At 47.6% G+C, this 23,689-nt stretch carries 23 protein-coding genes; 11 read left to right on the top strand and 12 right to left on the bottom strand.

What is annotated here, in order from left to right; all coding sequences use genetic code 11:
* Positions 1–322: 322 nt before the first annotated feature.
* The 4 genes from GWR21_RS30945 to GWR21_RS30930 are packed head-to-tail and all read left to right on the top strand — an operon-like array spanning position 323 to position 3,851.
* Positions 323–1,480, top strand: a complete 1,158-nt coding sequence (locus GWR21_RS30945; protein ID WP_162335549.1) for a zinc-dependent alcohol dehydrogenase — start codon at positions 323–325, stop codon at positions 1,478–1,480.
* A 57-nt stretch (positions 1,481–1,537) separates the two neighbouring features.
* A complete protein-coding gene (locus GWR21_RS30940) occupies positions 1,538–3,058 on the top strand; it encodes an FAD-dependent oxidoreductase (protein ID WP_162335548.1) in 1,521 nt (506 codons plus the stop codon).
* Positions 3,059–3,076: 18 nt separating this feature from the next.
* Positions 3,077–3,580: a CinA family protein gene (locus GWR21_RS30935; RefSeq protein WP_162335547.1), complete on the top strand. Its 504-nt coding sequence runs from the start codon at positions 3,077–3,079 to the stop codon at positions 3,578–3,580.
* A 46-nt stretch (positions 3,581–3,626) separates the two neighbouring features.
* Positions 3,627–3,851, top strand: coding sequence for a hypothetical protein (locus GWR21_RS30930; protein WP_162335546.1), 225 nt, complete (start codon positions 3,627–3,629; stop codon positions 3,849–3,851).
* 277 nt (positions 3,852–4,128) lie between these two features.
* On the opposite strand, the gene GWR21_RS30925 is transcribed toward GWR21_RS30930, so the two are convergent.
* The gene (locus tag GWR21_RS30925) at positions 4,129–4,659 is read right to left on the bottom strand and encodes a hypothetical protein (protein ID WP_162329740.1); all 531 of its coding nucleotides are present in this window, start codon (positions 4,657–4,659) and stop codon (positions 4,129–4,131) included.
* Positions 4,660–5,037: 378 nt separating this feature from the next.
* On the opposite strand from GWR21_RS30925, the gene GWR21_RS30920 reads away from it, so the two are divergent.
* Both GWR21_RS30920 and GWR21_RS30915 read left to right on the top strand, forming a co-directional pair.
* Complete coding sequence (locus tag GWR21_RS30920; protein WP_162335545.1) at positions 5,038–6,399, top strand: MFS transporter; 1,362 nt, start codon at positions 5,038–5,040, stop codon at positions 6,397–6,399.
* 258 nt (positions 6,400–6,657) lie between these two features.
* Entirely contained in the window at positions 6,658–7,416 is a 759-nt protein-coding gene (locus tag GWR21_RS30915; protein ID WP_162335544.1) for a 4'-phosphopantetheinyl transferase family protein, read from the top strand.
* Between the two features lie 82 nt (positions 7,417–7,498).
* Here the strand turns inward: GWR21_RS30915 and GWR21_RS30910 are convergent, their stop codons facing one another.
* The 5 genes from GWR21_RS30910 to GWR21_RS30890 form a co-directional block, all read right to left on the bottom strand.
* Positions 7,499–8,650, bottom strand: coding sequence for a putative sensor domain DACNV-containing protein (locus GWR21_RS30910; RefSeq protein WP_202929019.1), 1,152 nt, complete (start codon positions 8,648–8,650; stop codon positions 7,499–7,501).
* Positions 8,651–8,683: 33 nt separating this feature from the next.
* The gene (locus GWR21_RS30905) at positions 8,684–10,222 is read right to left on the bottom strand and encodes a SulP family inorganic anion transporter (protein WP_162335543.1); all 1,539 of its coding nucleotides are present in this window, start codon (positions 10,220–10,222) and stop codon (positions 8,684–8,686) included.
* A 203-nt stretch (positions 10,223–10,425) separates the two neighbouring features.
* The gene (locus tag GWR21_RS30900) at positions 10,426–11,169 is read right to left on the bottom strand and encodes a LytR/AlgR family response regulator transcription factor (RefSeq protein WP_162335542.1); all 744 of its coding nucleotides are present in this window, start codon (positions 11,167–11,169) and stop codon (positions 10,426–10,428) included.
* On the bottom strand, positions 11,135–12,892 hold the full coding sequence (locus GWR21_RS30895; RefSeq protein ID WP_162335541.1) for a sensor histidine kinase: 1,758 nt from the start codon (positions 12,890–12,892) through the stop codon (positions 11,135–11,137). Before GWR21_RS30895 ends, GWR21_RS30900 begins: the two co-directional genes overlap by 35 nt.
* Before the next feature lie 92 nt (positions 12,893–12,984).
* Positions 12,985–13,455 carry a hypothetical protein gene (locus tag GWR21_RS30890; protein ID WP_162335540.1) on the bottom strand — a complete coding sequence of 157 codons (471 nt, stop codon included), beginning with the start codon at positions 13,453–13,455 and terminating at the stop codon, positions 12,985–12,987.
* A gap of 91 nt (positions 13,456–13,546) precedes the next feature.
* Here GWR21_RS30890 and GWR21_RS30885 point away from each other — a divergent pair, with 91 nt between their 5' ends.
* Positions 13,547–14,467 carry a DnaJ C-terminal domain-containing protein gene (locus GWR21_RS30885; protein WP_162335539.1) on the top strand — a complete coding sequence of 307 codons (921 nt, stop codon included), beginning with the start codon at positions 13,547–13,549 and terminating at the stop codon, positions 14,465–14,467.
* Positions 14,468–14,477: 10 nt separating this feature from the next.
* Positions 14,478–14,771 carry a chaperone modulator CbpM gene (locus tag GWR21_RS30880; RefSeq protein ID WP_162335538.1) on the top strand — a complete coding sequence of 98 codons (294 nt, stop codon included), beginning with the start codon at positions 14,478–14,480 and terminating at the stop codon, positions 14,769–14,771.
* A gap of 249 nt (positions 14,772–15,020) precedes the next feature.
* Here the strand turns inward: GWR21_RS30880 and GWR21_RS30875 are convergent, their stop codons facing one another.
* From GWR21_RS30875 to GWR21_RS30865, 3 genes are read right to left on the bottom strand one after another with little or no spacing between them, the layout of a single operon-like run.
* Positions 15,021–16,298: a PQQ-dependent sugar dehydrogenase gene (locus tag GWR21_RS30875; RefSeq protein ID WP_162335537.1), complete on the bottom strand. Its 1,278-nt coding sequence runs from the start codon at positions 16,296–16,298 to the stop codon at positions 15,021–15,023.
* Positions 16,299–16,343: 45 nt separating this feature from the next.
* Positions 16,344–17,006 (bottom strand): GDSL-type esterase/lipase family protein, encoded by a 663-nt coding sequence (locus GWR21_RS30870; protein ID WP_162335536.1) that lies wholly within the window; start codon positions 17,004–17,006, stop codon positions 16,344–16,346.
* A gap of 28 nt (positions 17,007–17,034) precedes the next feature.
* Entirely contained in the window at positions 17,035–17,547 is a 513-nt protein-coding gene (locus GWR21_RS30865) for an alpha-ketoglutarate-dependent dioxygenase AlkB (RefSeq protein WP_162335535.1), read from the bottom strand.
* A gap of 122 nt (positions 17,548–17,669) precedes the next feature.
* Between GWR21_RS30865 and GWR21_RS30860 the strand changes: the two genes are divergently transcribed.
* The gene (locus tag GWR21_RS30860) at positions 17,670–19,016 is read left to right on the top strand and encodes an NAD(P)/FAD-dependent oxidoreductase (RefSeq protein WP_202929018.1); all 1,347 of its coding nucleotides are present in this window, start codon (positions 17,670–17,672) and stop codon (positions 19,014–19,016) included.
* Here the strand turns inward: GWR21_RS30860 and GWR21_RS30855 are convergent.
* From GWR21_RS30855 to GWR21_RS30845, 3 genes are read right to left on the bottom strand one after another with little or no spacing between them, the layout of a single operon-like run.
* Positions 19,000–20,172 (bottom strand): DUF5009 domain-containing protein, encoded by a 1,173-nt coding sequence (locus GWR21_RS30855; protein WP_162335534.1) that lies wholly within the window; start codon positions 20,170–20,172, stop codon positions 19,000–19,002. The two genes, GWR21_RS30860 and GWR21_RS30855, sit on opposite strands and share 17 nt — an antisense overlap.
* A gap of 1 nt (position 20,173) precedes the next feature.
* Positions 20,174–21,784, bottom strand: coding sequence for an alpha,alpha-trehalase TreF (treF, locus tag GWR21_RS30850; protein ID WP_162335533.1), 1,611 nt, complete (start codon positions 21,782–21,784; stop codon positions 20,174–20,176).
* Positions 21,785–21,818: 34 nt separating this feature from the next.
* Positions 21,819–22,085 (bottom strand): hypothetical protein, encoded by a 267-nt coding sequence (locus tag GWR21_RS30845; RefSeq protein ID WP_162335532.1) that lies wholly within the window; start codon positions 22,083–22,085, stop codon positions 21,819–21,821.
* A gap of 276 nt (positions 22,086–22,361) precedes the next feature.
* On the opposite strand from GWR21_RS30845, the gene GWR21_RS30840 reads away from it, so the two are divergent.
* Positions 22,362–23,135: a DUF899 domain-containing protein gene (locus tag GWR21_RS30840; RefSeq protein ID WP_162335531.1), complete on the top strand. Its 774-nt coding sequence runs from the start codon at positions 22,362–22,364 to the stop codon at positions 23,133–23,135.
* Between the two features lie 11 nt (positions 23,136–23,146).
* On the top strand, positions 23,147–23,560 hold the full coding sequence (locus GWR21_RS30835) for a hypothetical protein (protein WP_162335530.1): 414 nt from the start codon (positions 23,147–23,149) through the stop codon (positions 23,558–23,560).
* The last annotated feature ends 129 nt before the right edge of the window (positions 23,561–23,689 follow it).

The raw sequence follows: 23,689 nt of genomic DNA, 5'->3' as shown, positions 1-23,689 counted from the left end.
ATTCGTTTCTGAAAACTATTGATTTATAGCATCTTACTTTAAGGATTTGTTATTTCGTATAAAGCGCTGAGTGGAAGCGCTTCCCCGGCGAACGCTACTGATAGCAGATTATTTGCCATATCCCTTTCATAGGCGTTACAACCACTATACCCAATTGCCCCAAGAGTTCTACACTTAATGTGTGCTAGTCACACCGCATAAGCCAGGTTGGTCGCCAATGTGTTGCACACCTGCCATGGCACGGTTTTACAGAAGTAATGGTTACGCCGTCCTACTCCTGCCTGGTTTAAGTATTATTTCCTCACACATAAAATATCATCTTATGAAAGCAGCTGTATTCCATAAAATCGGAGACATTAGTGTGGACACAGTCGAAGACCCACGCATCGAACATGCAGAAGACATTATTGTGAAAGTGACATCTACCGCTATCTGCGGTTCAGATCTCCATATCTATGACGGCTTCTTTCCGCAGTTAAAAGACCAGGTCATGGGCCATGAGTTCATGGGTATTGTTGAAGAAACAGGGTCTGGTATCACTAAACTAAAAAAAGGTGACAGGGTCGTCGTTCCCTTCCCAATTGCCTGTGGAAACTGTTATTTCTGTAACCATCAGCTACCCGTTCATTGCGAAAACAGCAACAAAGAACACTATGGTCCGCAGGGAGATATGACGTCTGGCAAAGGTGGCGGACTCTTTGGTTACACTGATCTGTATGGCGCCTATGCAGGTGGACAAGCAGAATATGCGCGGGTGCCTTATGCGAACTTCGGTCCGCGGCTGGTACCTGATAATCTTACAGATGAACAGACACTATTTCTTACAGACATCTTCCCTACAGGATGGTCCGCTATCGACTGGGCTCAACTCAAAGGCGGCGAAACAGTGGCCATCTTTGGCGCCGGTCCTGTCGGACTAATGGCGCAGAAAGCCGCGTGGATACAGGGCGCCGGAAGAGTTATATCCATTGATCCTGTTGAGTACAGACTGGACATGGCCCGGAATACTAACAGCGTGGAAACGATCAATTCTTCTGAAGTAGATCCTATCCAGACCATCTATGACCTGACGCAGGGTCGTGGTGCAGACGTATGTGTGGATGCTGTAGGCATGGAAGCCGACCGCACCTTCTTTGAAAAAGTGAAGGCTACCATCAATGTAGAGAAAGGTACATCAAAGGTACTGGAGAACTGTTTCAAAGCGGTAAGACGCGGTGGAACAGTGACAGTAGTCGGCGTGTATGGTAGTCCGTATGATAACTTTCCGCTGCACCGCATTTTTGACAAAGGTATCACGATCAAAAGCGGGCAGGCGCCTGTACACAGGTACATAGATCACCTGATGGAACTGGTCTCTTCAGGGCGCGTCACACTGAACGATATCATTACACACAGACTACCGTTGGCTGCAGCCAGTAATGCATACGACATCTTCAAAAAGAAGGAAGACGGATGTGTGAAGGTTGTACTCAACCCCTGATCCGGTCCCGGCGGGCATACAAATTGATCATTTTAAAGATAATAAAACTGAAATGACATGATAAACAGAGACGGCGCGCAAACCAGCCTGTGGCAGGGAAATGTGCAATCATATCTTACAACTAACAGGGCTGACCGGCATAAAAAATACGACGTCGTGATCATTGGCGGTGGCATCACAGGTATCACTACCGGCCTGCTGTTACAGGAGGCCGGTAAACAGTGCCTGATCGTAGAAGCAGAAGAGCTGGGCTTTGGTACAACTGGTGGTACAACCGCCCACCTGAACACCTTGCTTGATGTACCTTATTATGTCATCGCACAGAATTTCGGGGAGGAAAATGCGAAACATGTGGCACATGCAACAGCCGAGGCCCTCAATCTGATCAGGAATAATGTCACCAGGTTCAACATTGATTGTGGCTTTCAGGAAGCAGATGCTTATCTCTTTGCACAGGATGAAGATCAGGAGAAAGAACTTGATAAGATCAGAAAGAGTTCTGCTGATGCTGGATTGAATATAGACTATATCACAGACATACCGGTTACGGTTCCCTTCAGAAAGGCAGTCAGGGCTACGGGTCAGGCGAAATTTAATCCGCTGCTGTATATCCAGGGGCTGGCGAAAGCATTTGAAGCTGCTGGTGGCACTATCATACAGCAATGCCGTGTCATCAACGTAACAGAAGATGATACGATGAAAGTCGCCACGACAAGTGGCGTATTCAGCACTGTGGATGTGGTATATGCCACTCATATTCCCCCGGGCATCAATCTGTTACATTTGCGTTGCAGCCCTTACCGCAGTTATGCAATGGCAGTAACACTGGAAGACGAGGCCTATCCGGAAGATCTCAGTTATGATATGTACGATCCTTATCATTATTACCGCACACAGATCGTCAATGGCCAGCGCTATCTGATCATTGGTGGGGAAGACCATAAGACAGGCGAAGAAATTAATACAGACCAATGTTTCCGGTCACTGGAAGCACATGCGCGCAAACATTTCAGCGTAAAAGAGATTGTTTACCGCTGGTCATCACAGTACTTCGAGCCGACGGACGGATTACCTTACATCGGGTATCTGCCAGGGCATGAAGACCATGTATATGTCGCTTCAGGCTTTGGTGGTAATGGTATGACATATGGTACCGTTTCTGCACAGCTGCTGAAATGTATCATCATGAAAGAAAATGCCACACTGGAAAAACTGTTTGATCCGAACAGGATTAAACCAGTGGCAGGGTTCACCAGTTTCGTCACCCATAATACCGATGTAATAAAAGAGTTCTTCGGCAAACTCTTCTCTGCAGATGAACTTAAACAACTGTCAGACCTCGCGCCCGGAGAAGGGAAACTGGTACGTTATCATGATAAGAAAGTGGCTTTGTACAAGAACGAAGAAGGTAAATTATTTGCTTTGAACCCCACCTGTACACACATGAAGTGTGATGTAAAATGGAATCAGACTGAAAAATCATGGGACTGCCCATGTCACGGAGCAAGGTACAATTATGATGGCAAAGTGATCACCGGCCCTGCAGACGCAGATCTGGAAGGACTGGTGTTATCGTAATAAAAATATGGTAATGATATGATGGCTTACGGTTATGATATAGATACAATAAACAATATCTCAGTATTACTACAGAAGAAACAGGAGACGCTCGCCGTAGCGGAAAGTGTTACGGCAGGTCAGCTACAGGTGGCATTCTCCCTGGCAGACGGTGCAACGCAAATCTTCCAGGGAGGTATCACTGCCTATAATATCGGGCAAAAAGCCAGGCATCTGCATGTCGATCCAGTCCACGCCGGCAACTGCAATTGCGTGTCGGAAAAAGTAGCTATACAGATGGCCATGCAGGTGGCTACTATGTTTACTGCGGACTGGGGCATTGCTATCACGGGTTATGCATCACCCGTACCTGAAGAAGGGATCGAGGAGCGCTTTGCACACTATGCCATCTGTTATCAGCAAAAGCCTGTCAGATGCGGGAGAATTGTTGAAAAGGAGGAAGACGTCATTGCCGTCAGAACAAACTTCACTAATATCCTGTTGCAGAAGTTCTATGAAGCCTGCAAACAGATCAGTATCTGATAGGTGGCATGGAATAATCTTTGTCGCAGTTAATAAACACAACTTTATGAAAAAGACTTCCATTGATAAAGAAATCATTCATGTGGATTATTCTCAGGAGAATTTACCCGCATCCGTAAAGAATTTCCAGCCTTCCGTTTACAGGGACGGAGAGATGTACCATTGCATTCTTGGTACGGATAAAGAACAAGGCGTCTTCGGCAGCGGAAAATCGGTGGAGGAGGCGATGTCTGAATGGGACAAGGCTTACCAGGGAAAGAAAAGCCATTAGCACAACACGGTTCATTAACGTTATTTATTATTCTTTTTAGCCAATTCAACCTGGTTAAAATAGTATGTGATCTTCATACTAAAATGGTACTTAAAGGGCACTAAAAGGTCACTTAAAGGGCACTTCAATATCCAGGAGCTATTGAAGTGCCCTTTAAGTGACCTTTTAGTGATGGTATAATGACATTATCGAATCGGGATCAGGGCATAAAAAAAGGTATACCAGATATGTATCTGATATACCCTTTACATTTTATTCACTGAATTATTGAGATTGCTCAGGGTGTTCCTTCGGTCATATTATCATTGTTCACCCCTCCCCTGCTATAAGCATTATTCTCTTCATCTTCGGCGCCAATATCCTCGTTTTCATCATCCAGTTCCGCACCGGGAATATCCAGGTCTGCGCCTGATGTTTCCTCACCAAAGCCACGTTCATTTAAAGGATCTCCATCCTCATCCGTGTCATCAAGAGATGCCCGTCTCAGATTGTCTGCGTCTTCCTCCCCGGGAGTGACATTTGCGCTTGTCTCGAGGTCCTGTCGTTCTTCCGCTGTTACATCTGCAGCGTCATCAAGATCGTCTTCATCATCAAAGAGCCCCTCGCCTTCTTCATCCGCAGACGAGATCGTTGTGTCAGCCAACTCTCCCAAAGGTGCCACATGTATATGTTCCTGTCCCGGTATATCAGACACATCCGGTAATTCTATTTCGATATCTTCCCGTTGCATTTTTTGTTCGTCCTGAGGACTATCAGTGAGGTCAACGTTTTCTGCGCTGCTTTTAATGCGCTCAAATGCTTTTGTCATATCATTAGTTTTGTTATTTGTTTCCCTGGTCTCTGGTCTTCTTTCCTGTCTGAAGCACCAGATAAATAACGACGCCTACAACTACGACCGCCAGTGCAATTAATGGTACCAGCATAGAAAAAGTTTTTCTACAGGTATTATTACAAATAATCTGCCATGCTAAAAATGCTTTTTTCCGATAAACAGGGGAACCTACTACTTTTTGGGTATGTGTGATGAATAAAAATATCGGATTGTATGTCATAATTTTGCGCCGTCTTACACGCTAATAGTGATTGTTATAATAGAGAGGAATTTACCATAGGACAGGCTACTTATCCAGATTAAAGAAGAACACCGCAACAAACTGACTAGTCGGCATCGACGAATGGAGAACTAATGAAACTAATACCCACAACGCAGTTAACAGAAGAACAGGTAAATGCAGGGATGGACCTCGTTACCAAAGATGGGCTCGCAGTAGAAACAATGGTTGTGCTGACTGGAGGAACTTTCCTCACAGCACTGGCACTCAAGCTGGGCGCCAGTAACTTCCAGATCGGTCTGCTGGCCGCCTTACCCACCCTGACCAATATATTCCAGCTGTTTGCCATCTGGCTGGCCCAGCGATATAATAACCGGCGCGTTATTACAGTGGTATGTACCGCCTTCGCCAGATGTCCACTGATCATTATCGGGCTGATGCCATTTGTATTCACAATGGGTACAACTATACATACATTGATCCTCCTGCTGTTCTTCCATTACCTGTTTGGCTCCCTGGCAGGTGCCACCTGGAACTCCTGGATGAAAGACCTGCTGCCCGTTGAGAAGCTGGGGACATTCTATGCACAGCGGACACGACTGACACAAATATTGAATGTGACACTTAGTTTGACAGTATCGCTGCTGATTGACTATATTAAAAACAGGTATCCCGAATATGAAACGGCGGCATTAACGACACTGTTCCTTGCAGGTGCGGTAGCAGGGTTATCCAGTTTATACCTGCTGATACGGACGCCTGAGCCGCTGGCGACTGTGCAGCCGTCCAACATTGTAAAACAGTATGCACTGCCACTGCGTGACGTCAATTTCCGGAAGCTGCTGTTCTTCAATGGCAGCTGGATATTTGGTGTAAACCTGGCTACCCCGTTCCTGACAGTATACATGCTGAAGACTATGCAGCTGTCAGTTTTTATGGTAACTATAATGGCTATCACCGGGCAGCTCAGCGGCATCCTTTTCGTGCGCATATGGGGACGGTATTCTGATAAATACAGTAACAAGACCGTCATACTGATCTGTGCACCATTGTACATCGCAGGCATGCTCACCTGGGCATTTACGACGATCTCAGCCTCCGTACAGTTTAATATTGCTGTACTGGCACTCATCAATATACTGACCGGCGTGGCCAACTCCGGTATCAACCTTTCGCTGAATAACCTGGGTATTAAGTTGGCCCCTTCCACGCATGCGATGGTCTACCTGTCGGCAAAAAATATGCTGCTGGCATTGTGTTCAGCAGCAGCGCCCCTGATGGGTGGCATGCTGGCGGATCTATTACCTAACCAGCAGGTGATCTGGACAATGAGCGCCATACTGGGTATATTGTCCATCAGACTATTACGTGGCGTACAGGAATCCGGTGAGGAAAAGAAGGGCGTTGTGCTGGGAGAAATGTTCCTGTCTTTCAAGACGCGGTTGATCAGTGCTCCGGTGACACTATCAAAAAGAGTACGTAACAGGCAGTTCTAAAGCCAGCTACCGGAAAACGATCCGGATTCAGTCAGTAACAGAGAGTTTTTGGCAGGATGTATGTAAATTCATATACTGTATACCATTAGCCAGATATTAGACAGGTATGTTTCTACTAATTAATAGCAGCGGAAATTTACTTCACTGATATCTATACGAAAACATGTAGCGGATGTATCTCATGGTCAAATAACTGGCCACCAAGCCACGTAAAAGACAAACAGGCCGTAATTACTTACTGAAAATCAGACTGATATTATGTTAATCCAGCGAGGAAAATTTGAACTGATCAGGGAAACGACTAGCTACCAGGCGGGATTCTGTATACTTCAGGCTGATCTGCCGGACCTGATACTGAAACTTCAGCTGTTACATCAGGAAGAACTGGAATATTATAACAGCCTGCGCTTTGACAGGAGAAAGCATAGTTATCTGCTTGGACGACTTACTGCTAAAAAGGCTATTGGCGCTATGGCGGCATATGAAGACCTGACAAAGATAGCTATCACCGCTGGCATATTCCAGTTCCCGATTGTACAGTATAGCGTCACCCGTAACCTGCAGGTATGTATCACCCACTGTGATAACCTGGGTATCGCACTGGCGTATCCGGAAGCACATCCCTTAGGTGTCGACATAGAAAAAACAAATAAGGTCAATACAGACGTTATAAAAGAGCAGTTCACACCAGATGAAGTCAGACTCCTGACAACAGTTTCTCTGCCAGAAACAGCCACTACGACGATGCTGTGGACGATGAAAGAAGCGTTGTCCAAGATCCTTAAAACAGGATTAACCATGGACATGAAGGTGCTGGAGATACAGTCACTGGTAAAAGAGGACGATCATTTATATACAGGTGAGTTTAAGCACCTGATACAGTACAAGGCAATCTGCTGCATATCAGACCACTATATTTGCTCACTTGTTATTCCCCGCAAAACAACAGTTGACCTGACCGCGTTCTGGCAGTTCTTCCGGCAGGCAACTTCCTCACTTGCGCCAGGCATGCATTGACCAAACGCTCCTGAAATAAATTATCCTGTTACAAAGCTTGCTGTAAGCTCCGCAACAGGATAACCCTATCAACACCGGTTGATTATAAAAGCAGCGTGTCTATGCGATGCGCCTGCACAAGCTGCACCTGTTCCGACCATGAAAACACGGTAAAGTACCCATCCTGGGAAGCGACCAGGGCGATCGCATCCGGCTGGTCATTAACGAACTGTGCGGCTGACAGGTGACGGGTACCACCAATCGCAGACGGATGCATCAGTTCGGGCGTACCACCAATCACTGGTTCGATCATCACCACTTTATCTACCCCGCGTGTAGACCAGGGGGCGCGGGTGATCTTTGCACCAAAAGTAACCAGTTCATGCTTATCCGTGATCACGGAAGCGCCATCCACGGCGGTCAGTCCGGTGATATTATCTACCTCCCGTCGCAGCGCATTCTGCCAGAAGATCTCTGTTACTTTTCCTCCGTCCTGACGAACAAGATCAGCCACCCCGGAGAATGCAGGATTTAAAGGATAGGTCAGCGGATGCACGATCGATTCCTTCCATCTGGTACTACCGGAAGGTACCACCAGTAAAATCCCCCCCCTTTTGTGCGCCCGCATAGAAACAGCTATCTGGATCAGGACATTCACCGGATCGTTCCACACGGCAGAAGAGGTCAGGCCCAGTAAAGAGGTCACGATGCCCGGACTATCCGGCAGCAGGCCGCATGATTCATCCACGATCTTCACCTGATCCCCTTTCAGTACTGCCACATTGGCGAACTTGCCCAGCCCGACACTCCGGCGGTGTTTTACCACCAGCAAACCCGGTTCTGATACATCCAGTACAAAGCAGAAGTTCGGCAGTTTTAATGTGGTACCCCAGATATACAGGCTATCGCCTTCGTACCAGACACCCACATGTACACCCGCCCTTTCTACACCAGGGGCCAGCTTCGTCAGTACACGTACATCGAAAGGCAGTTTACTGGCAAACTTTAGCGGTTTCCCTGCCTGACAGGGATTCAGAAATGCCAGGGAGATACGGGTAGGAATGCCTTCTTCCCTGCGGAGACTGGCCCAGAAAGCCACGTCCAGCATCTTTTCTATGAATTTTGTGTGAGGAACTGTCGCCAGGTCTTCCTCGCCACTTACAGCGGCAATAGCCAGGTGTTTTGAGAAATGATTTTCTATTTCGTCGGCCACTTTTACCGCGGCCTGATAAGTTGAGTCAAGAGTCAAGTCCATACGTTATCAGTTAGCTCCAATGTCGATTCAAAATTAACCTTTTATTCCGTCGCTGGCCACCCGGTAATGCGGGTCTTCCATAACGTTTACATCGATCACAGCCGATGCATGCTGTAGCAATAATTTACAATCTTCGCTCAGGTGCCTGAGGTGCAGGACCTTACCGGCCTCTTTATAACGATTTGTCAGTTTATTCACCGCTTCAATACCAGACATATCTGCTATACGGCTGTCCTTGAAGTCGATGATCACCACCGCAGGGTCTTCCTGTACATCAAATTTGTCATTGAAAGCAGTAACGGAGCCGAAAAACAGCGGGCCATATATCTCATAGTGCTTTATCCCTTCGCTGTCTAGATACTTTCTGGCCCTGATACGGCGGGCACTCTCCCAGGCAAAGACCAGTGCAGAGAGGATCACCCCTATTAGCACTGCCAATGCCAGGTTATGTAACCAGATGGTGATCAGTGCCACGAGGATACCTACGATCACGTCAGGCCTTGGCATTTTATTGATAATACGGAAACTGCTCCATTCAAAAGTACCAACAGACACCATGATCATCACGCCGACCAGGGCGGCCATCGGTACCCGTTCAATGACAGGCGCACCGAACAGGACTACAAGCAGGATGGTCATAGCAGCAATGATACCAGAGAGTCTTGCACGCGCTCCTGCGGACAAATTGACAAAGGTTTGCGCAATCATGGCACAACCGCCCATTCCGGAGAACACGCCATTGAGCATATTGGCACTTCCCTGTGCGATACATTCCCGGTTACTGTTACCTTTATTATCGACCATTTCATCCACGAGGTTGAGTGTCAGCAGGCTCTCCGTCAATCCCACTCCCGCCATGATCAATGCGTAGGGAAAGACAATGCGCAGGGTTTCCAGATTTAAAGGTACTGCTGGCAGGTGAAAAGGCGGGAAACCTCCACTTACCGAGGCAATATCTTTAACCGTACGGGTATCGATACCGAAACCAAGAACCAGTAGAAATACCACGATGATCGCCACCAGGGATGCCGGTACCGCCTTCGTGATCTTTGGAAAGACCAATACGATCGCCACTGTAAGTGCCACCAGACCCAGCATGATATATAATGGTGCGCCGGTCATCCAGGCATGCGCGCCGTCAGCTCCAACCACCATAAACTGTTCAAGTTGGGAACTGAAGATAATGACTGCCAGTCCGTTTACAAACCCATACATCACCGGCTGCGGTACCAACCGGATGAATTTACCGAGTTTAAACACCCCCACGAGGATCTGTAGCACCCCTGCCAGCATTACTGCCGCAAACACATGATCGATACCGTGAGACTGCATTAACGCAATGAGTACTACCACAGTAGCACCTGCCCCGCCGGATACCATACCCGGTCTGCCGCCAAATACAGCGGTGACCAGCCCCATGATAAAAGCCGCATACAGCCCAACCAGCGGGGGAAATCCGCCCAGGATAGCAAAGGACAGGGATTCCGGCATCATGGTCATCGCCACGGTCAGTCCGGCCAGGATTTCATTTTTATAATTCACTCTTTGCTTAAAATCGAACAGGTTCAACATGCTGTTATTATTGGAAAACGAGCGCAAAGCTATTCATTTTATGCCCGAAAACATACCGCTTATGCCACTGATTGGCACGGTCATGCCATTTTATGGCAACAGTATGGGCAAAATCAGGAACTTAGGAATACGCTTTTAAGACAGGAAATGGATATGGTCATTAGTAAGAAGGAATGCCACTGACCCCGGGCATTCCTTCCCCATTATTTGAAGATCTTAAACGCCTGCAGGAACTCGTCGATGTAACGCCTGCTGAAGAACAGGGACTCCCCGTCCCGGAAAAAGATCTCGTTGTTGAATGTATTGATCTTCGTTACCTCTCTGACGTTGACAATATAGTTACGGTGTACCCGGCAGAACTGTACGGGCGGTAACTGTGCCTGCACATCTTTCAGGGACTGCTGAATGACGAACTTCTCGCCGCCGCACACCACCTTGCTGTATTTACCATCCACTTCAATATACCGGATGTCATCGAACGCGATCCTTTGCAGGAGGTTGCCCTTTTTGATGAACAATGTATCCGAACCTGGCGTGGCCGACTGTGCAGGCACAGCAGCAGACTCCTGCCTGAACTTTGAAAGGGCAAGTTCAATGGCATATTCCAGTTCCAGCGGATTGTAAGGTTTCAGCAGGTAATTGTAGGGCGAGGTGAACTTGGCCAGCCGGAAAGTTGTGCTGTCACTGGCACTGGTTAGAAAAATGAACGGCCGTCTCTGTTCACGGTGTTCATTGATCGTTTCGGCAAATAAGATCCCATCTGGTCTGTCGGCCAGGTAAATGTCAATCAGGCAAATGTCCGGCAGTGCTGCGTCATAGGCATCCACTGCGTCTTTGAGGTTTGTTGTGATCCTAATGTCGGAGCAACCCAGTTTCTTTAAAAAGTTAACCAGGAAATCTGCTTCGTCAGGGCTATCTTCCAGGATCAGCACTTTCAGCTGCATCATAATATTCGTTTACAGGCAGGCAGACTACGATACTCGTACCGGCGCCAATGCTACCAGTTATACGCAGAGAGCCGCCATTTTTTTCGGTCATAGCCTTTACCAGCCATAAACCCAGTCCGGTACTCTTGCTACCTGTGGTATCCTGTTGTATACGTTTGGTATCACGTTTATAAATGGCCTGGATGATCTTTTCATCCATACCGATCCCTGTATCCTGTACAGTTATTTCACAATGGTCATCCACCATACGTCCGGTGATATGTATCGATCCGTTCGCATGTGTATATTTGATGGCGTTATCTATCAGATTACGGAAAATGATCTTCACCGTATTCATATCCCCGTAAAAGGACATCCCCCTGGGCACATCATTAGTGATGGTAATGCGCTTCAGCGCCGCGCCTGCATTAAAATCATACACCACCTGAGCGATGATCATATATGCGTCATGTTGATCGGACTGCAGACTTAACTGACCTGTTTGTCCGAGTGACCAATACAGCAGGTTATTCAGCAAGGCATACGTATTGTCAGAGATCTTTTCGATATTCTCTGATAGGGTGGTCGCCTCCCTGATCTTATTGCGTGCAAGGGATTCTTTCAGATACGAGAGATTGATCTTCAGGTGATGTACCGGCGAACGCAGGTCATGTGCGACAATAGAGAAGAGCTGATCTTTGGTTTCATTGAGCAGCTGTAATTTATCTTTCTGCTCAGCGATGATGCGCTTCTGCCGGTTTGTTTGCCGGTAGGCGAAGTAGATCATGCCTGCAATACTCAAAAAGAACAGCGAAAGAATGAAGAATGTATTACGTTGCCACTGTCTTCTCTTTGATTCTGCCGCGCGCAGCTGGTTCTCCTGTCTGAGCAACTGCATTTTTAACTCCTGCTGCTGTATGGCTATTTTCTTTTCCTGCTCAGCGAGCTCCCAGATCTTATCACGGTTGGCAATCTGGGATTCGAGCTGCTCGTATTCCTTCCGGTATGACAGGGCTTCTTTCAGGTGGCCTCTCCTTTCTTCGACGATGGCCATATTCAGGTACACTTTACTGCGTATCTTCAGGTCACCGGCATCTTTAGCCAGGGCCAGGGCCTGCTGCAGGTAGTTCCATTCCTGCGGGTAACGGAACTGCTGATCGTACAACAGGGCAATATTCAGGTAAGAATTTACCAGGGCGGTCGTATCCCTGAGTGCAGCAGCGATCGCAATGCTTTTACCGAAATTGGCTTCCGCTTCTTCCAGGCGCTCCAGGTGTAGCAGACAAACGCCGGTATTGTTCAATATCTTCCTCGCAACGGTTGGTTCGTAAAAATGGAAATAATGTTTTTTAACGAGGTTAAGATATTCCAGCGACCTATTGAACTGCCCCTGTTCCAGGTAGATCTCAGCAATATTGGGATAGATATTAGCCTGAATATTACTATCGAGCGATGGAACGGTTGTCAGTTTGAGATATTCTGACAGTGCCTCTTTATAGAAATCTTTGTAATACAGGATCTTGGCTTTCAGGAATCGGACAGTGAGCAGGCGGTGACCAGTGGCATTACTATCTGTCATAGCGGTGATAGTGGCCGCATACTTAAAGCCGTCGTCCAGGTTACCGCTATCAATGGCAGCATGACACTGATGAAAATAACGGGACACGGCGGAGTCCTGCCCTGCCGGCAGCTGACTACAGGTATTGCACTGCGCAGTGATCAGCTGACGGATGGCAGGCGGCAAATTAATTTTCTGTGCAGCCGCGTTATGGCATAACCCGATGCACCAAAACAATAAGATGACAAGTTGACAACATATGTGTTTAACCATACTTATCAGGTCTTCTCAACACTGGTAACGGTACCGTGTGTGGTTTCAGGATCATCAATGACATAACGCACACGGATGCATGGCAGCTCGCGGCCCTCTACACAGTAGCGGAAAGAGATATCCCACAGCGAGTAGGCATAGATCTCAGGCTTGATCTCCGGGTTGTCATAAATGATGTTGATCTCTCTTACTTCAATCGGGCCATTTTCGATATCAATAGTACCGGCAGATGAGATATTCTCATCCAGGTGTAAGTTTCTTGCATGATCGGGCAGGTACATATGCAACCTGACATCATAGCAGTTGTAGAAGTCGGAAGACTTACGTAATGACACCAAAGGTGACATAGTGGTAAACTGTCCCATAATTCCGGAAGCGATCAATCGGATGCTCTGGGTTTTGATAGTAGCCTCTGAAGGCGGCGTAATTTCAATAATACCGGGCGCTTTGCCGGTTGAGGAATGTTGTGTGTCCAAGGGATAAGGGTTTAAGTTGCCAAATATAGATAAATTAATAAATAAGAGATGGCAAAGATTTTGTGCTGTAGCCATATATACCCGATTACATATGGCTTTTATAGATTATTACCAGATATTGGGAGTCGACAAAAAAGCTTCCGCAGACGACATTAAGAAGGCATACCGGAAACTCGCCAGGAAACACCATCCTGACATGAATCCTAACGATAAAGAGGCCAATATTAAATTTCAGCAGATCAACGAAGCGAATGAGGTGTTGAGTGATCCGGATAAGCGTAAGAAATATGACGCCTATGGAGAACACTGGCAACACGCAGATCAGTATGAACAGGCCAAACAGCAACGTGGCAGCGCAGGCGGTTACGGCGGACAAGGATTCGGAGGCTTTGGCGGACAGGGATTTGAGGGCAACTTCGGTGAAGGACAGTTCTCTGACTTCTTCGAATCGCTCTTTGGAAACCGTTCCGGCGGCAGCGGTGGTGGCAGACAGCGGAAATTCCGTGGTCAGGATTATAATGCAGAACTGCATGTCCCCTTGCGGGAAGCATATACGACTCACCAGCATACACTAAATGTGAATGACAAACAGGTCAGGATCACGGTTCCTGCCGGTATTGCCAACGGACAGGTCATCAAACTGAAAGGACATGGTGCCCCGGGTGGTAACGGCGGTCCGAATGGCGACCTGTATATCACATTTGTGATACCAGAAGATCCAACATTTAAAAGAGTGGACAACGACGTATACATGACGGTCGAACTGGACCTCTACACCGCGATACTGGGCGGAGATGTTACACTGGATACACTGAGTGGAAAAGTGAAACTGAAGGTGAAACCGGAAACGCAGAATGGCACGAAGGTCAGACTGAAAGGAAAGGGCTTCCCTGTCTACAAACAGGAAGGTGCTTTCGGAGATCTGATCATCACTTATACGATCCTGCTACCGACTAATCTGACGGACGCACAAAAAGAACTATTCAGACAACTGGCCAATTCATCACATTAAATTTCCCGTTATGCAGGCAGCAATGATAGCTATACAGCAATATTGCACGGTTCATGAGATAGAATCCAATTTTATTGACTCACTTGCTGATGAAGGACTGATCGCTATTACCGTAGTGGAGGGCAACAGTTTTATTTCAGAAGAACAGCTCCAGGACCTGGAGCTGTATACCCGCTGGTATAGTGAAATGGGCGTGAATACAGCAGGTATTGACGTGATCAGGCACCTGCTGGACAGGGTAAGACATATGCAGGCAGAGCTCATCAGCCTGCGCGCACGGCTGCAATTGTATGAAGGACTGTGAGATAGTATGGAACGGGCCTGATTATTGTTTTATGCGATAAAAAGATCTTCCGTATGAACAACTTCTTCAGAGCTCTTATCGCCGGTTGGGGCGCAAAGAAATTTGGCGGTGGCTGCCTAGGTTCCATTGTTTTGTTTATAATCATTTACTGGGCACTGGGACACTGTAACTAATAGCCTGCCGGCAAAAAATAAGCGGTTGTATCTGACGATGCAACCGCTTATTCGTTTATAAAGATCCGCTTTTCGCTTAAGGCTTAGGCGCTGCATAGCTCACACGCCAGATCCTGTTGGTCCTGTCGTCAGTAATAAACAATGCACCCGTCTGCGATACGGCAATACCTACCGGTCTGCCACGTACGACACCGGATACACTGTCCTTCACAAAACCGGTCAGGAAATCTTCCTCCGGCCCTGCAGGCTGCCCATTCCTGAATGGGACAAAGATCACTTTATAGCCAGATACCGGCTTGCGGTTCCAGGAACCATGCTGTGTAATAAACGCCCCGTTCTTATACTTTTCCGGAAAAACATTCCGTGTGTAAAACACCAGTCCCAGGCTGGCTGTATGTGCTTTCAACGGAAAGTCTGGTACAATTGCCCGTTCTATCAGTCCCACAGGTGCATCCGGCACCCGGGGATCAGGATGCTGCCCGAAATAACTGTATGGCCATCCGTAGAACCCTCCTTCCTTCACCCCCGTGATATAATCAGGAACAAGGTCATTACCCAGTTTGTCTCTTTCATTGACCGCCACCCAAAGCGTATTGGTACCTGGCGCCCAGTCCATTCCTACAGGGTTTCTAAGCCCCGAAGCATATACCCGCATACCGCTGCCGTCGGGATTCATTTCCAGGATATTGGCCTTTAGCACCTCCTTGTCCATTCCCTTTTCACCATGGTCAGTGCCACAGCCTACCGCTACGTAAAACTTCGATTTGTCTTTATTGGCAATGATATTCCGTGTCCAGTGCTGATTCACTTTTCCAGCCGGGAAGGTAGCGATCTGCTCTCCCTTTGCGTCTATACTGACAGCACCTTCCTTATAGGGGAAACGCAGCAGGCCATCTGTATTGGCGACATAAAACTGATCACCGACCAGCAGCATGCCGAAAGGCTGGTTCAGGCCATCCAGGAAGATAGTCTTTGTTTCCGGAATGCCATCATGGTCCGCATCCCGCAGAAGGCTGATCCTGTTGGCGCTTTTCTTCATGCTGTTGGACCGGTTAGCACCTACTATTGCGGCACCTATCTTCTTAAAGAATTTATAGTGAGAATTGGATTCTGCTACCAGCAGATCTCCGTTGGGTAGTTCGTATAGCCATCTGGGGTTCTGCAGATCATCCGCATACTGCGTGACAATAAATCCCTCCGGAGCAATGGGCTTCTCTCCATCTTTCCAGCCTTTTACATTGCTGTACTTCATGTAGGATTTTGTGGCATGCGGAGCAGGCAGTTCGGGGCTGTTTTTCTGTGCAAACGAAGACAGGAAGAACAGCAACGGTAGCGGCAGGAGTCTGAGGTACATAATTATGTGTTTATGCCCTATGAACTGCAAATGATATGCCCCTGTTTAATTATTTTTCTCCGTTTCCAGATACGGTGCCACCGCTTTTCTCCATATTGCGTAGCCCTGGGCATTCATATGCAGCATATCTTCTACAAACAGTTCTTTACGTGGTTTACCGTTTTTATCGAGCATCAGGGAAAATACATCCACAAATGTGATATTCGACTGACCGGCAATGTAGTCCTTAATCAAAGCGTTCGCCGCTTTCGCCATTGGCAGGAACTGCTCTCTGCTGGGACTGGGCTTGATAGAAATATACACCAGTGGGATCTGAGGCAGTTTACTTCTGATGAGCGTATACAGGTTTTTGAACCTGTTGAAGACGCTATCCGCGGTCACACCTTTTTCTACCAGGTCATTCTCACCGACATAGATCACGATCTCCCGCGGATGGTAGGGGAATATGATATCATTGGCGTAATGGATAATATCATTGGTAACGGCTCCCCCTATGCCCCTGTTCATGGGTTTATGCTCCGCGAATGTCAGCTCCAGATCATCCCATTTGCGGATAGAGGAACTGCCGGTAAAGAGAATAGGATTTGCAGGCGGCGCATACATCTTATCAAATTTGAGGATCGTATTGACGTCGTCCTGGAATCTCTGTCCGCAGGCGGTAAAACAAACAGTCAGTGACAGTGCGAAAAGGGAGAATAGTTGTTTCATATACATGGTTACTGATTAAAGATAATAATTATTTAATTGCCCGGAAAGTAAGGCTCATTCTACCATCCGTGGTATTTGCGGCGGGGATAGCATGCAGCCATTCCTGCTGTACTTCCTGGGTCATATAGATCAGTGATCCGCTATTCAACGGAAAATCAACCAGTTCCCCGGCATCTGCTATACGTTTGAAGCGCAGTATCCTCGTAGCGCCTATAGATACAATAACAATACCGGTACCATCTTCCAGTATATCAGTCTGATCGGCGTGGTAGCCCATTTTAGATGTCCCGTCAGGATAGAAATTGATCAGACAATTATTGGGTGTAAATCCGATAGTAGCGCCAATACCGGCTACCAGTTCCTGCAGTTCAGGTGTAAAAGGCTGATAGGGATAGCTCATCTGTGAATAGTTGTAAGCTACGCCGAAGCTCGCAGTTTTACGGGCGGTCATTCCCTCATCCCATAAAACGTTCTCTTTCAGATAGATAAACAATGCATCAGGGTCAGACACAAAATGCTGAATATGTGTAATTCCTTTCATAGTCCACAAAAATAGGCAATCAAACCATGAAAGATACAGCAAGTATTAACCGGTCCATGACATATGTCACGAATCATGTTAGCAGGATTGACTATATTTACAAACCAGGAAATATGTTTACAATGGAAAGCTCAGAAACAAAAGCACAAGCAATTAGGGTCGTGATCATAGGCGGTGGATTCGCAGGTATTAATCTGGCAAAAAAGCTACAACGTGACAGTCGCTTTCAGATCACATTAGTAGACAAGAACAACTATAATTATTTTCCTCCTCTCATTTATCAGCTGGCAACGGGATTTCTGGAGACATCAAGTATCTGTTATCCGTTCCGTAAGCTATTCCGGGACAAACCCAATCTGAACTTCCATATGGGGGAGTTCCAGCGGGTAGACCCGGTAGCGCATACTGTTTACCTCAGCAATGGTGAACTACAGTATGATTACCTCGTATTTGCTACCGGTACCGAAACCAACTACTTTGGCAATGAGAACATCAGAAAGAGGGCCATTCCGATGAAAACCGTGAATGATGCTCTTGAGATGCGCAACAGACTACTGAAGAGACTGGAGACAGCTTCTATTACCCAGGATGCGGTGGAAAGAAAGAAACTGACCACTATCGTGATCGCTGGTGGCGGTCCGACAGGTGTGGAAGTATCCGGGATGCTGGCAGAGTTGAGAAAATTCGTTATCAGAAAAGACTATCCTGAACTGGAAGGAACAGGTGGTGAAATATACCTGGTGAATGGCGGGGATGCGCTGCTGGAACCGATGAGCCCAAGATCTCAGAAACATACCTATGATGCCCTCCGCAGACTGGGTGTGAAGATCAAACTGAAGACCAGGGTCAAAGATTTTGTGGACGACCAGGTGATCCTGAACAATGGCGACACCATTCATACCACTACCCTCATCTGGGCAGCCGGTGTAACGGCCAGCCTGCATGATGGTATTCCTATTGCCAGCACTGGCCCGGGCAGAAGAATGATGACCGATGCCTATAACAGGGTGATCGGGGTCGATGACATCTACGCGATAGGTGATACCGCGCTTACCAAAACAGATAAAAACTTTCCGGAAGGCCATCCACAGCTGGCACAGGTTGCCCTGCAACAGGGACGTAACCTGGCGACCAACTTTTCCCGTATGGCAGATAACAAAGAGCTGAAGCCTTTCAGTTATGTAGATAAGGGTACGATGGCAATTATCGGCCGTAATAATGCCGTAGCAGATATACCATCACCCAAGCTGCACTTCAATGGTTTTATTGCCTGGGTGATGTGGTTGTTCATTCACGTAATGGCACTGATCAACTACCGTAATAAGCTGAAGACCATGTACAACTGGACGGTCGCTTATTTCACCAGAGACCAGGCCTTACGTATGATCATCAAACCGATCATACGGCAGCCGGAAATAAAAGCCGACATCAGACCGGTTGAAGCGACCGTTGTTAAATCTTCAACCTGACCTTTTTCTTTTCCATCCATCCCACGAGGAATATTACCAGGAAAGCAATCACTACTGACCTGATCAGTCCCGGCATGCCTTCACTCAGCCAGGAAGGGTAACGGATGCCCGCCAGCATAAGCAGCGAGTATAGCAGATAAGGGATGAGGTAACAGGTCAGTGTGCTGGTGCCGGCAGGACGTATCGCCTTCAACCAGTTTATCTTACCCGCCATATCTACCAGCCATATCATGCTGACAAATACCAGTATACTGATACCGGTACAGATCAGCACCCATGCCGGTGTAGACCTGATCTTGGATATACCTTCCGTGTAGGGACGCAGTACAAAACCCGCTATAATGGCCAGCATGCTCAGTCCGATGAAGACCGGCAGTACCATCGACAGCCTGCCTTTCTTATCCAGTAAGGTATACAGGGAAGATACCACGGCTCCTGCCATGATCAGGGATACGGAAGAACCGTCATTTATAAGCGGGATATTGATGTCAAGGAGATGTGCGTGCGTAAGTATATTGATCAGCAGGAAAGTGCCTAAAATGGCAGTTATTGCGGCAAAGTTCCCCTTCACGAGTAGATACAGGATAGCTACCACCAGGTAGGCCCAGCCGATAATACCCAGAATGCCCCACCAGGACGGCTGCATCCAGTGAGGGGCTGCTGCTGTTCCACCTTTGTAGAGGGCGGCCAGTGTTCCCAGCAATACGATACCTGTCCCTATCAGGGTATATTTACGGCCGGCTTTCATATCAGTTGGGTAATCCAGCCATACCAGGAAGAACCCGATCGTGATGAGCAGTTCCCATAATGCATACGGGAGAAGGGCTTCAGCACTATATCCTTCGAGGTTCACATGAAAGAAGCCCATTACGATCAGCGCCAGTGAGCGGATCAGGATATGTGATGCAATACTGAAAAAAGAGTCCTGTTTGGTGATCCTTTTGCCGATAGCGAAGGGAATAGATAGGCCGACAATGAACAGGAATGCGGGAAAGACCGTATCAGCAAAGCCCATACCGTCATCCTGGGCCTTTACGTGGTCAATCCATACCGGGATGTTCTTCACACTGCTTACATCGTTGACAAATATCATGGTAAGCATGGTAAGGGCGCGGAATGCGTCTATTGATAAAAGACGTTGTGATGGTTTTAGCATGCTATAAGGTATCAATATTTTTTCCATTATTCAATACCCCCTGCTGTTGCATATGCAGGATCTTCAGCAGTACACCGTTTGTCCATCCAAAACCATCCTGATTAGGATATTCCCCTCCTCCCCCTGTCAGCGAGGTGTCTTTCACGTTATACTTTTCCAGCAGTTTACCTGTCTGCTTAAACACCCTGATACTCTGTCGTGCCCAGCGACCGGCAATCTCCGATGCCAGTGAATCGTTATCATAGGTAAGCAGCCCGGAGATCGTCATCCATTGCAGCGGCGCCCAGCCATTGGGTGCATCCCACTGTTCACCTGTTTCGAAAGGCGTGGATACCAGTCCGCCGGGATACAGAAAGTCCTTTTCAAGCACCACCGACGCGCTATCTGCCTGTCCCTTCCGCGCGATACCAAAGAAGAACGGATACATCCCACCGAGGTGCAGCACGGGCGTGCGTTTCTCTTTCTTAAAGTCATAATCCCTGAAAAAACCCGTCTTCGGGTCCCAGCAGTATTGCAGGATCGCGTCTCTGCGGATGCCGGCAGCTGATTCATATTGCAGGGCTTTGACAGTATTGCCTTTCATTTTGCAGGCATCTGCCAGCGTCATTTCCAGGTTGTACAGCAAACAGTTCAGGTCAACAGGAATGATGTCAGTGATATGAATGGAGCCCAGTGTTTTACCATCCTCAAACCAACGGCAGCTATAATCCCATCCTGACTCTGCGCCGGTCCGTAATTCACGGTACACCCCTTCACCACGGGCCGATCTCTTGGCGGTAGCGATATCTTCCCGCATAGATTCCTCTCTTGGCCAGTTGCCCCTATCCCAGTAACGGTTTAATACCGTACCATCCTTCAGCACTACCAGGTGCCCATCAGTCTTACCTTCCGCTGGTTTCTTCATCCAGAACTGGTATTCTTTCTCCAGTTCGTCAAGATAAGTGGTCAGGATCTCCTGTTTGCGGTCTTCTTTTGCTGACACAAGCAATTGTACCATCAGCGAAAAATACGGCGGCTGGGAACGGGTCAGGTAGTAGGTTCTGTTCCCGTTGGGAATAAAACCATAGGTATTGATCAGGTACGCAAAGTTCCTGATCATACTCTCTATCAGGTCCGTACGGCCACTTTCTTTCAGTCCGAGCATGGTAAAGTAGCTATCCCAGTAATACACCTCACGGAAACGCCCCCCCGGAACGACGTATGGTTCGGGCAGCGGAATCAGGGAGCCCCAGGTATCGGTGGTATCAGGAGAACGTTTTAATACATTCCACAGTGATTCAATATGCGCCACTACATCCTGGGTTGTATCCGTCACATAAGAGGAAGTGGCCGCTGTGGGTACATAAAAATATTTATGTACGAAGGAAGAGAGGTTAAAGCCGGCGGCCCCACGCTCCCGCGCATAAGCCTTTAATATATCTGCCGGCGACTGCCTGGGAGCGCAGTCCGCAAAAGTCTTACTGTCCGGAAACACCTGTGCAGACTGTACCCCTTCAAATAATGCGGGAAATTCTTCGCGTGGAGATCGCTCTTTTACGACTGGCTGCGGCCTGTCTTTACAGGCAATAACAGCCATAATTGCCCCGGTAATGAGCAAAAGTTTTCCATTCATATTACGTGGTTTCTATATTAAAGGCTACCTGTGATTACCGGTTGACGCGGTTTAGCAGGATAGCGAAAGATCGCATATTTTCACGGGTTGTATTTACATCTTCCTCAGACGCCGCAAATAACTGTCTTAGATCCTCCATCTGTCCCATCAATACCGGAGATATTTTGTATTTTTTCAGTATGTCCATAGCTTCGTCTATCTGAGGCTTTGCTAAGCTATGAATCCTGAAGGTATAAGGCGGGTCAATGAAATAGGATTTAATCTCTGCAAGGCGTACAATATCCGAATTACTTATTTTCATAATTACACATTTCAAACGATACAAAGTACAAAGTTACGCTATTACCGGCGGATACTGGCATTTTTATAGGATGATGGCCATGGGCACGCCTTTATTGCATAAATAACGGTTGGCTGCCATCATAACTGGTGATGATTGGTCAGCCAAATGCTCAGAACTTCTCTGATTGCTTTCCAGGGTGAAATATGTCTCAAATACCCCCTTATTTTGGCAGTAATGCACTGCCGGACATTACCAATACCGGCGGACATTTGTAGTACACTAAACCTCAAAGACATGAAAGCGTACCATACCGATCAAGCCGTGGAGCAGGAACACCCCATAGTATCAGCTGAAGAATGGATAGAAGCCCGCAAGGAATTACTGAAAAAAGAGAAGGAATTAACCCACCTCCGCGATGAATTAAGCAAACTGCGCCGTGATCTTCCCTGGGAGAAGGTAGAGAAACAATACATTTTTGAGGGTCCCGATGGCCCGGTATCATTAGCCGACCTGTTTGAAGACCGTAGTCAGCTGATCGTACAGCATTTCATGCTGGGCCCAGGCTGGAAAGAGGGCTGTGTAGGCTGTTCTTTTATGGCCGATAATGTAGACAGTGGCCTGGTACACCTGCTGAACCATGACGTCTCTTACGTGGCCATCTCCCGCGCTCCCTATCACGAGATCGTCCCTTTCCGGGAACGTATGGGCTGGTCATTCAAATGGGTATCCTCCAATCAGAACGACTTTAACTTCGACTATCGCGTATCGGCAACAGAAGATGAAATTGCCAAAAACGAGATGACATATAACTACGAAAAAGTCCCTGTAACAGAAAAGGAATTACCTGGGATGAGCGTCTTCTATAAGGATGAAAACGGGGACATCTATCACACCTATTCCACCTTTGCCCGTGGCGCAGAAACAGTGCTCAGCACATATAGCATGCTGGATATGACGCCGAAGGGGCGTAATGAGACGGATGGAGAAGGTAATCTCACTGACTGGGTAAAACATCACGATAAATACCAGGTACAGACACCGCAGGCCAACAGCTGCTGCGGTCACTAAATATTGATATCATGCGTACATGTCGTTATTGCGGGGAGCATTCACCTGGGGAAGCTCCCCGTATGCCCGAACAGGCGGGAAAGGCTACTATGCCTGTAGCATCCGGCTTTTTTCATAGAACCCTCCGGTTTGTGAAACCATTGCTGCCGGCTTTTTTGCTGGCCATCATACCCAAATGCCCTTTCTGTCTGGCAGCATATGTCGCGCTGGGCACTGGCATAGGACTCTCTGTTACCAGCGCGCGTTATCTCCATCTTACCTTATTGTGCGCGGCTGTTATCCCCCTGTCATTATTTACTGCTAACCGCTTGGGGCACTATGTGTACCGCGAACGCCTGACACTCAACCTATTGAAGCAGCAACAACTGCTGTTTACCAGCCTCTCAGGTATGCTGATAGGTTATGGTCTGCTATGGCTGTTCTGATCCTACCCGCCCCCGGTCATCTTCCTGATGTAAGATATTTCGCTACCTTTAGGTTCCGAACCTGACCTATGAATAATATACAGATGCTGACGACGCAATACCTGCCCGATTATTTAATACCTGTTTGTA

Origin of the sequence: Chitinophaga agri (genome assembly GCF_010093065.1) — a bacterium.
In the GTDB taxonomy this organism is placed as follows: domain Bacteria; phylum Bacteroidota; class Bacteroidia; order Chitinophagales; family Chitinophagaceae; genus Chitinophaga; species Chitinophaga agri.
The sequence above is the reverse complement of the archived record's forward strand: the minus strand, read 5'-3'. Positions and strand labels throughout refer to the sequence as shown.

Bases quoted from the DNA above. Each gene is read 5' to 3' on its own strand.
- GWR21_RS30945 (WP_162335549.1), top strand. From the start codon at position 323: ATGAAAGCAGCTGTATTCCATAAAATCGGAGACATTAGTGTGGACACA.
- GWR21_RS30940 (WP_162335548.1), top strand. From the start codon at position 1,538: ATGATAAACAGAGACGGCGCGCAAACCAGCCTGTGGCAGGGAAATGTG.
- GWR21_RS30935 (WP_162335547.1), top strand. From the start codon at position 3,077: ATGATGGCTTACGGTTATGATATAGATACAATAAACAATATCTCAGTA.
- GWR21_RS30930 (WP_162335546.1), top strand. From the start codon at position 3,627: ATGAAAAAGACTTCCATTGATAAAGAAATCATTCATGTGGATTATTCT.
- GWR21_RS30925 (WP_162329740.1), bottom strand. From the start codon at position 4,659: ATGACAAAAGCATTTGAGCGCATTAAAAGCAGCGCAGAAAACGTTGAC.
- GWR21_RS30920 (WP_162335545.1), top strand. From the start codon at position 5,038: ATGAAACTAATACCCACAACGCAGTTAACAGAAGAACAGGTAAATGCA.
- GWR21_RS30915 (WP_162335544.1), top strand. From the start codon at position 6,658: ATGTTAATCCAGCGAGGAAAATTTGAACTGATCAGGGAAACGACTAGC.
- GWR21_RS30910 (WP_202929019.1), bottom strand. From the start codon at position 8,650: ATGGACTTGACTCTTGACTCAACTTATCAGGCCGCGGTAAAAGTGGCC.
- GWR21_RS30905 (WP_162335543.1), bottom strand. From the start codon at position 10,222: ATGTTGAACCTGTTCGATTTTAAGCAAAGAGTGAATTATAAAAATGAA.
- GWR21_RS30900 (WP_162335542.1), bottom strand. From the start codon at position 11,169: ATGATGCAGCTGAAAGTGCTGATCCTGGAAGATAGCCCTGACGAAGCA.
- GWR21_RS30885 (WP_162335539.1), top strand. From the start codon at position 13,547: ATGGCTTTTATAGATTATTACCAGATATTGGGAGTCGACAAAAAAGCT.
- GWR21_RS30880 (WP_162335538.1), top strand. From the start codon at position 14,478: ATGCAGGCAGCAATGATAGCTATACAGCAATATTGCACGGTTCATGAG.
- GWR21_RS30875 (WP_162335537.1), bottom strand. From the start codon at position 16,298: ATGTACCTCAGACTCCTGCCGCTACCGTTGCTGTTCTTCCTGTCTTCG.
- GWR21_RS30870 (WP_162335536.1), bottom strand. From the start codon at position 17,006: ATGAAACAACTATTCTCCCTTTTCGCACTGTCACTGACTGTTTGTTTT.
- GWR21_RS30865 (WP_162335535.1), bottom strand. From the start codon at position 17,547: ATGAAAGGAATTACACATATTCAGCATTTTGTGTCTGACCCTGATGCA.
- GWR21_RS30860 (WP_202929018.1), top strand. From the start codon at position 17,670: ATGGAAAGCTCAGAAACAAAAGCACAAGCAATTAGGGTCGTGATCATA.
- GWR21_RS30855 (WP_162335534.1), bottom strand. From the start codon at position 20,172: ATGCTAAAACCATCACAACGTCTTTTATCAATAGACGCATTCCGCGCC.
- treF (WP_162335533.1), bottom strand. From the start codon at position 21,784: ATGAATGGAAAACTTTTGCTCATTACCGGGGCAATTATGGCTGTTATT.
- GWR21_RS30845 (WP_162335532.1), bottom strand. From the start codon at position 22,085: ATGAAAATAAGTAATTCGGATATTGTACGCCTTGCAGAGATTAAATCC.
- GWR21_RS30840 (WP_162335531.1), top strand. From the start codon at position 22,362: ATGAAAGCGTACCATACCGATCAAGCCGTGGAGCAGGAACACCCCATA.
- GWR21_RS30835 (WP_162335530.1), top strand. From the start codon at position 23,147: ATGCGTACATGTCGTTATTGCGGGGAGCATTCACCTGGGGAAGCTCCC.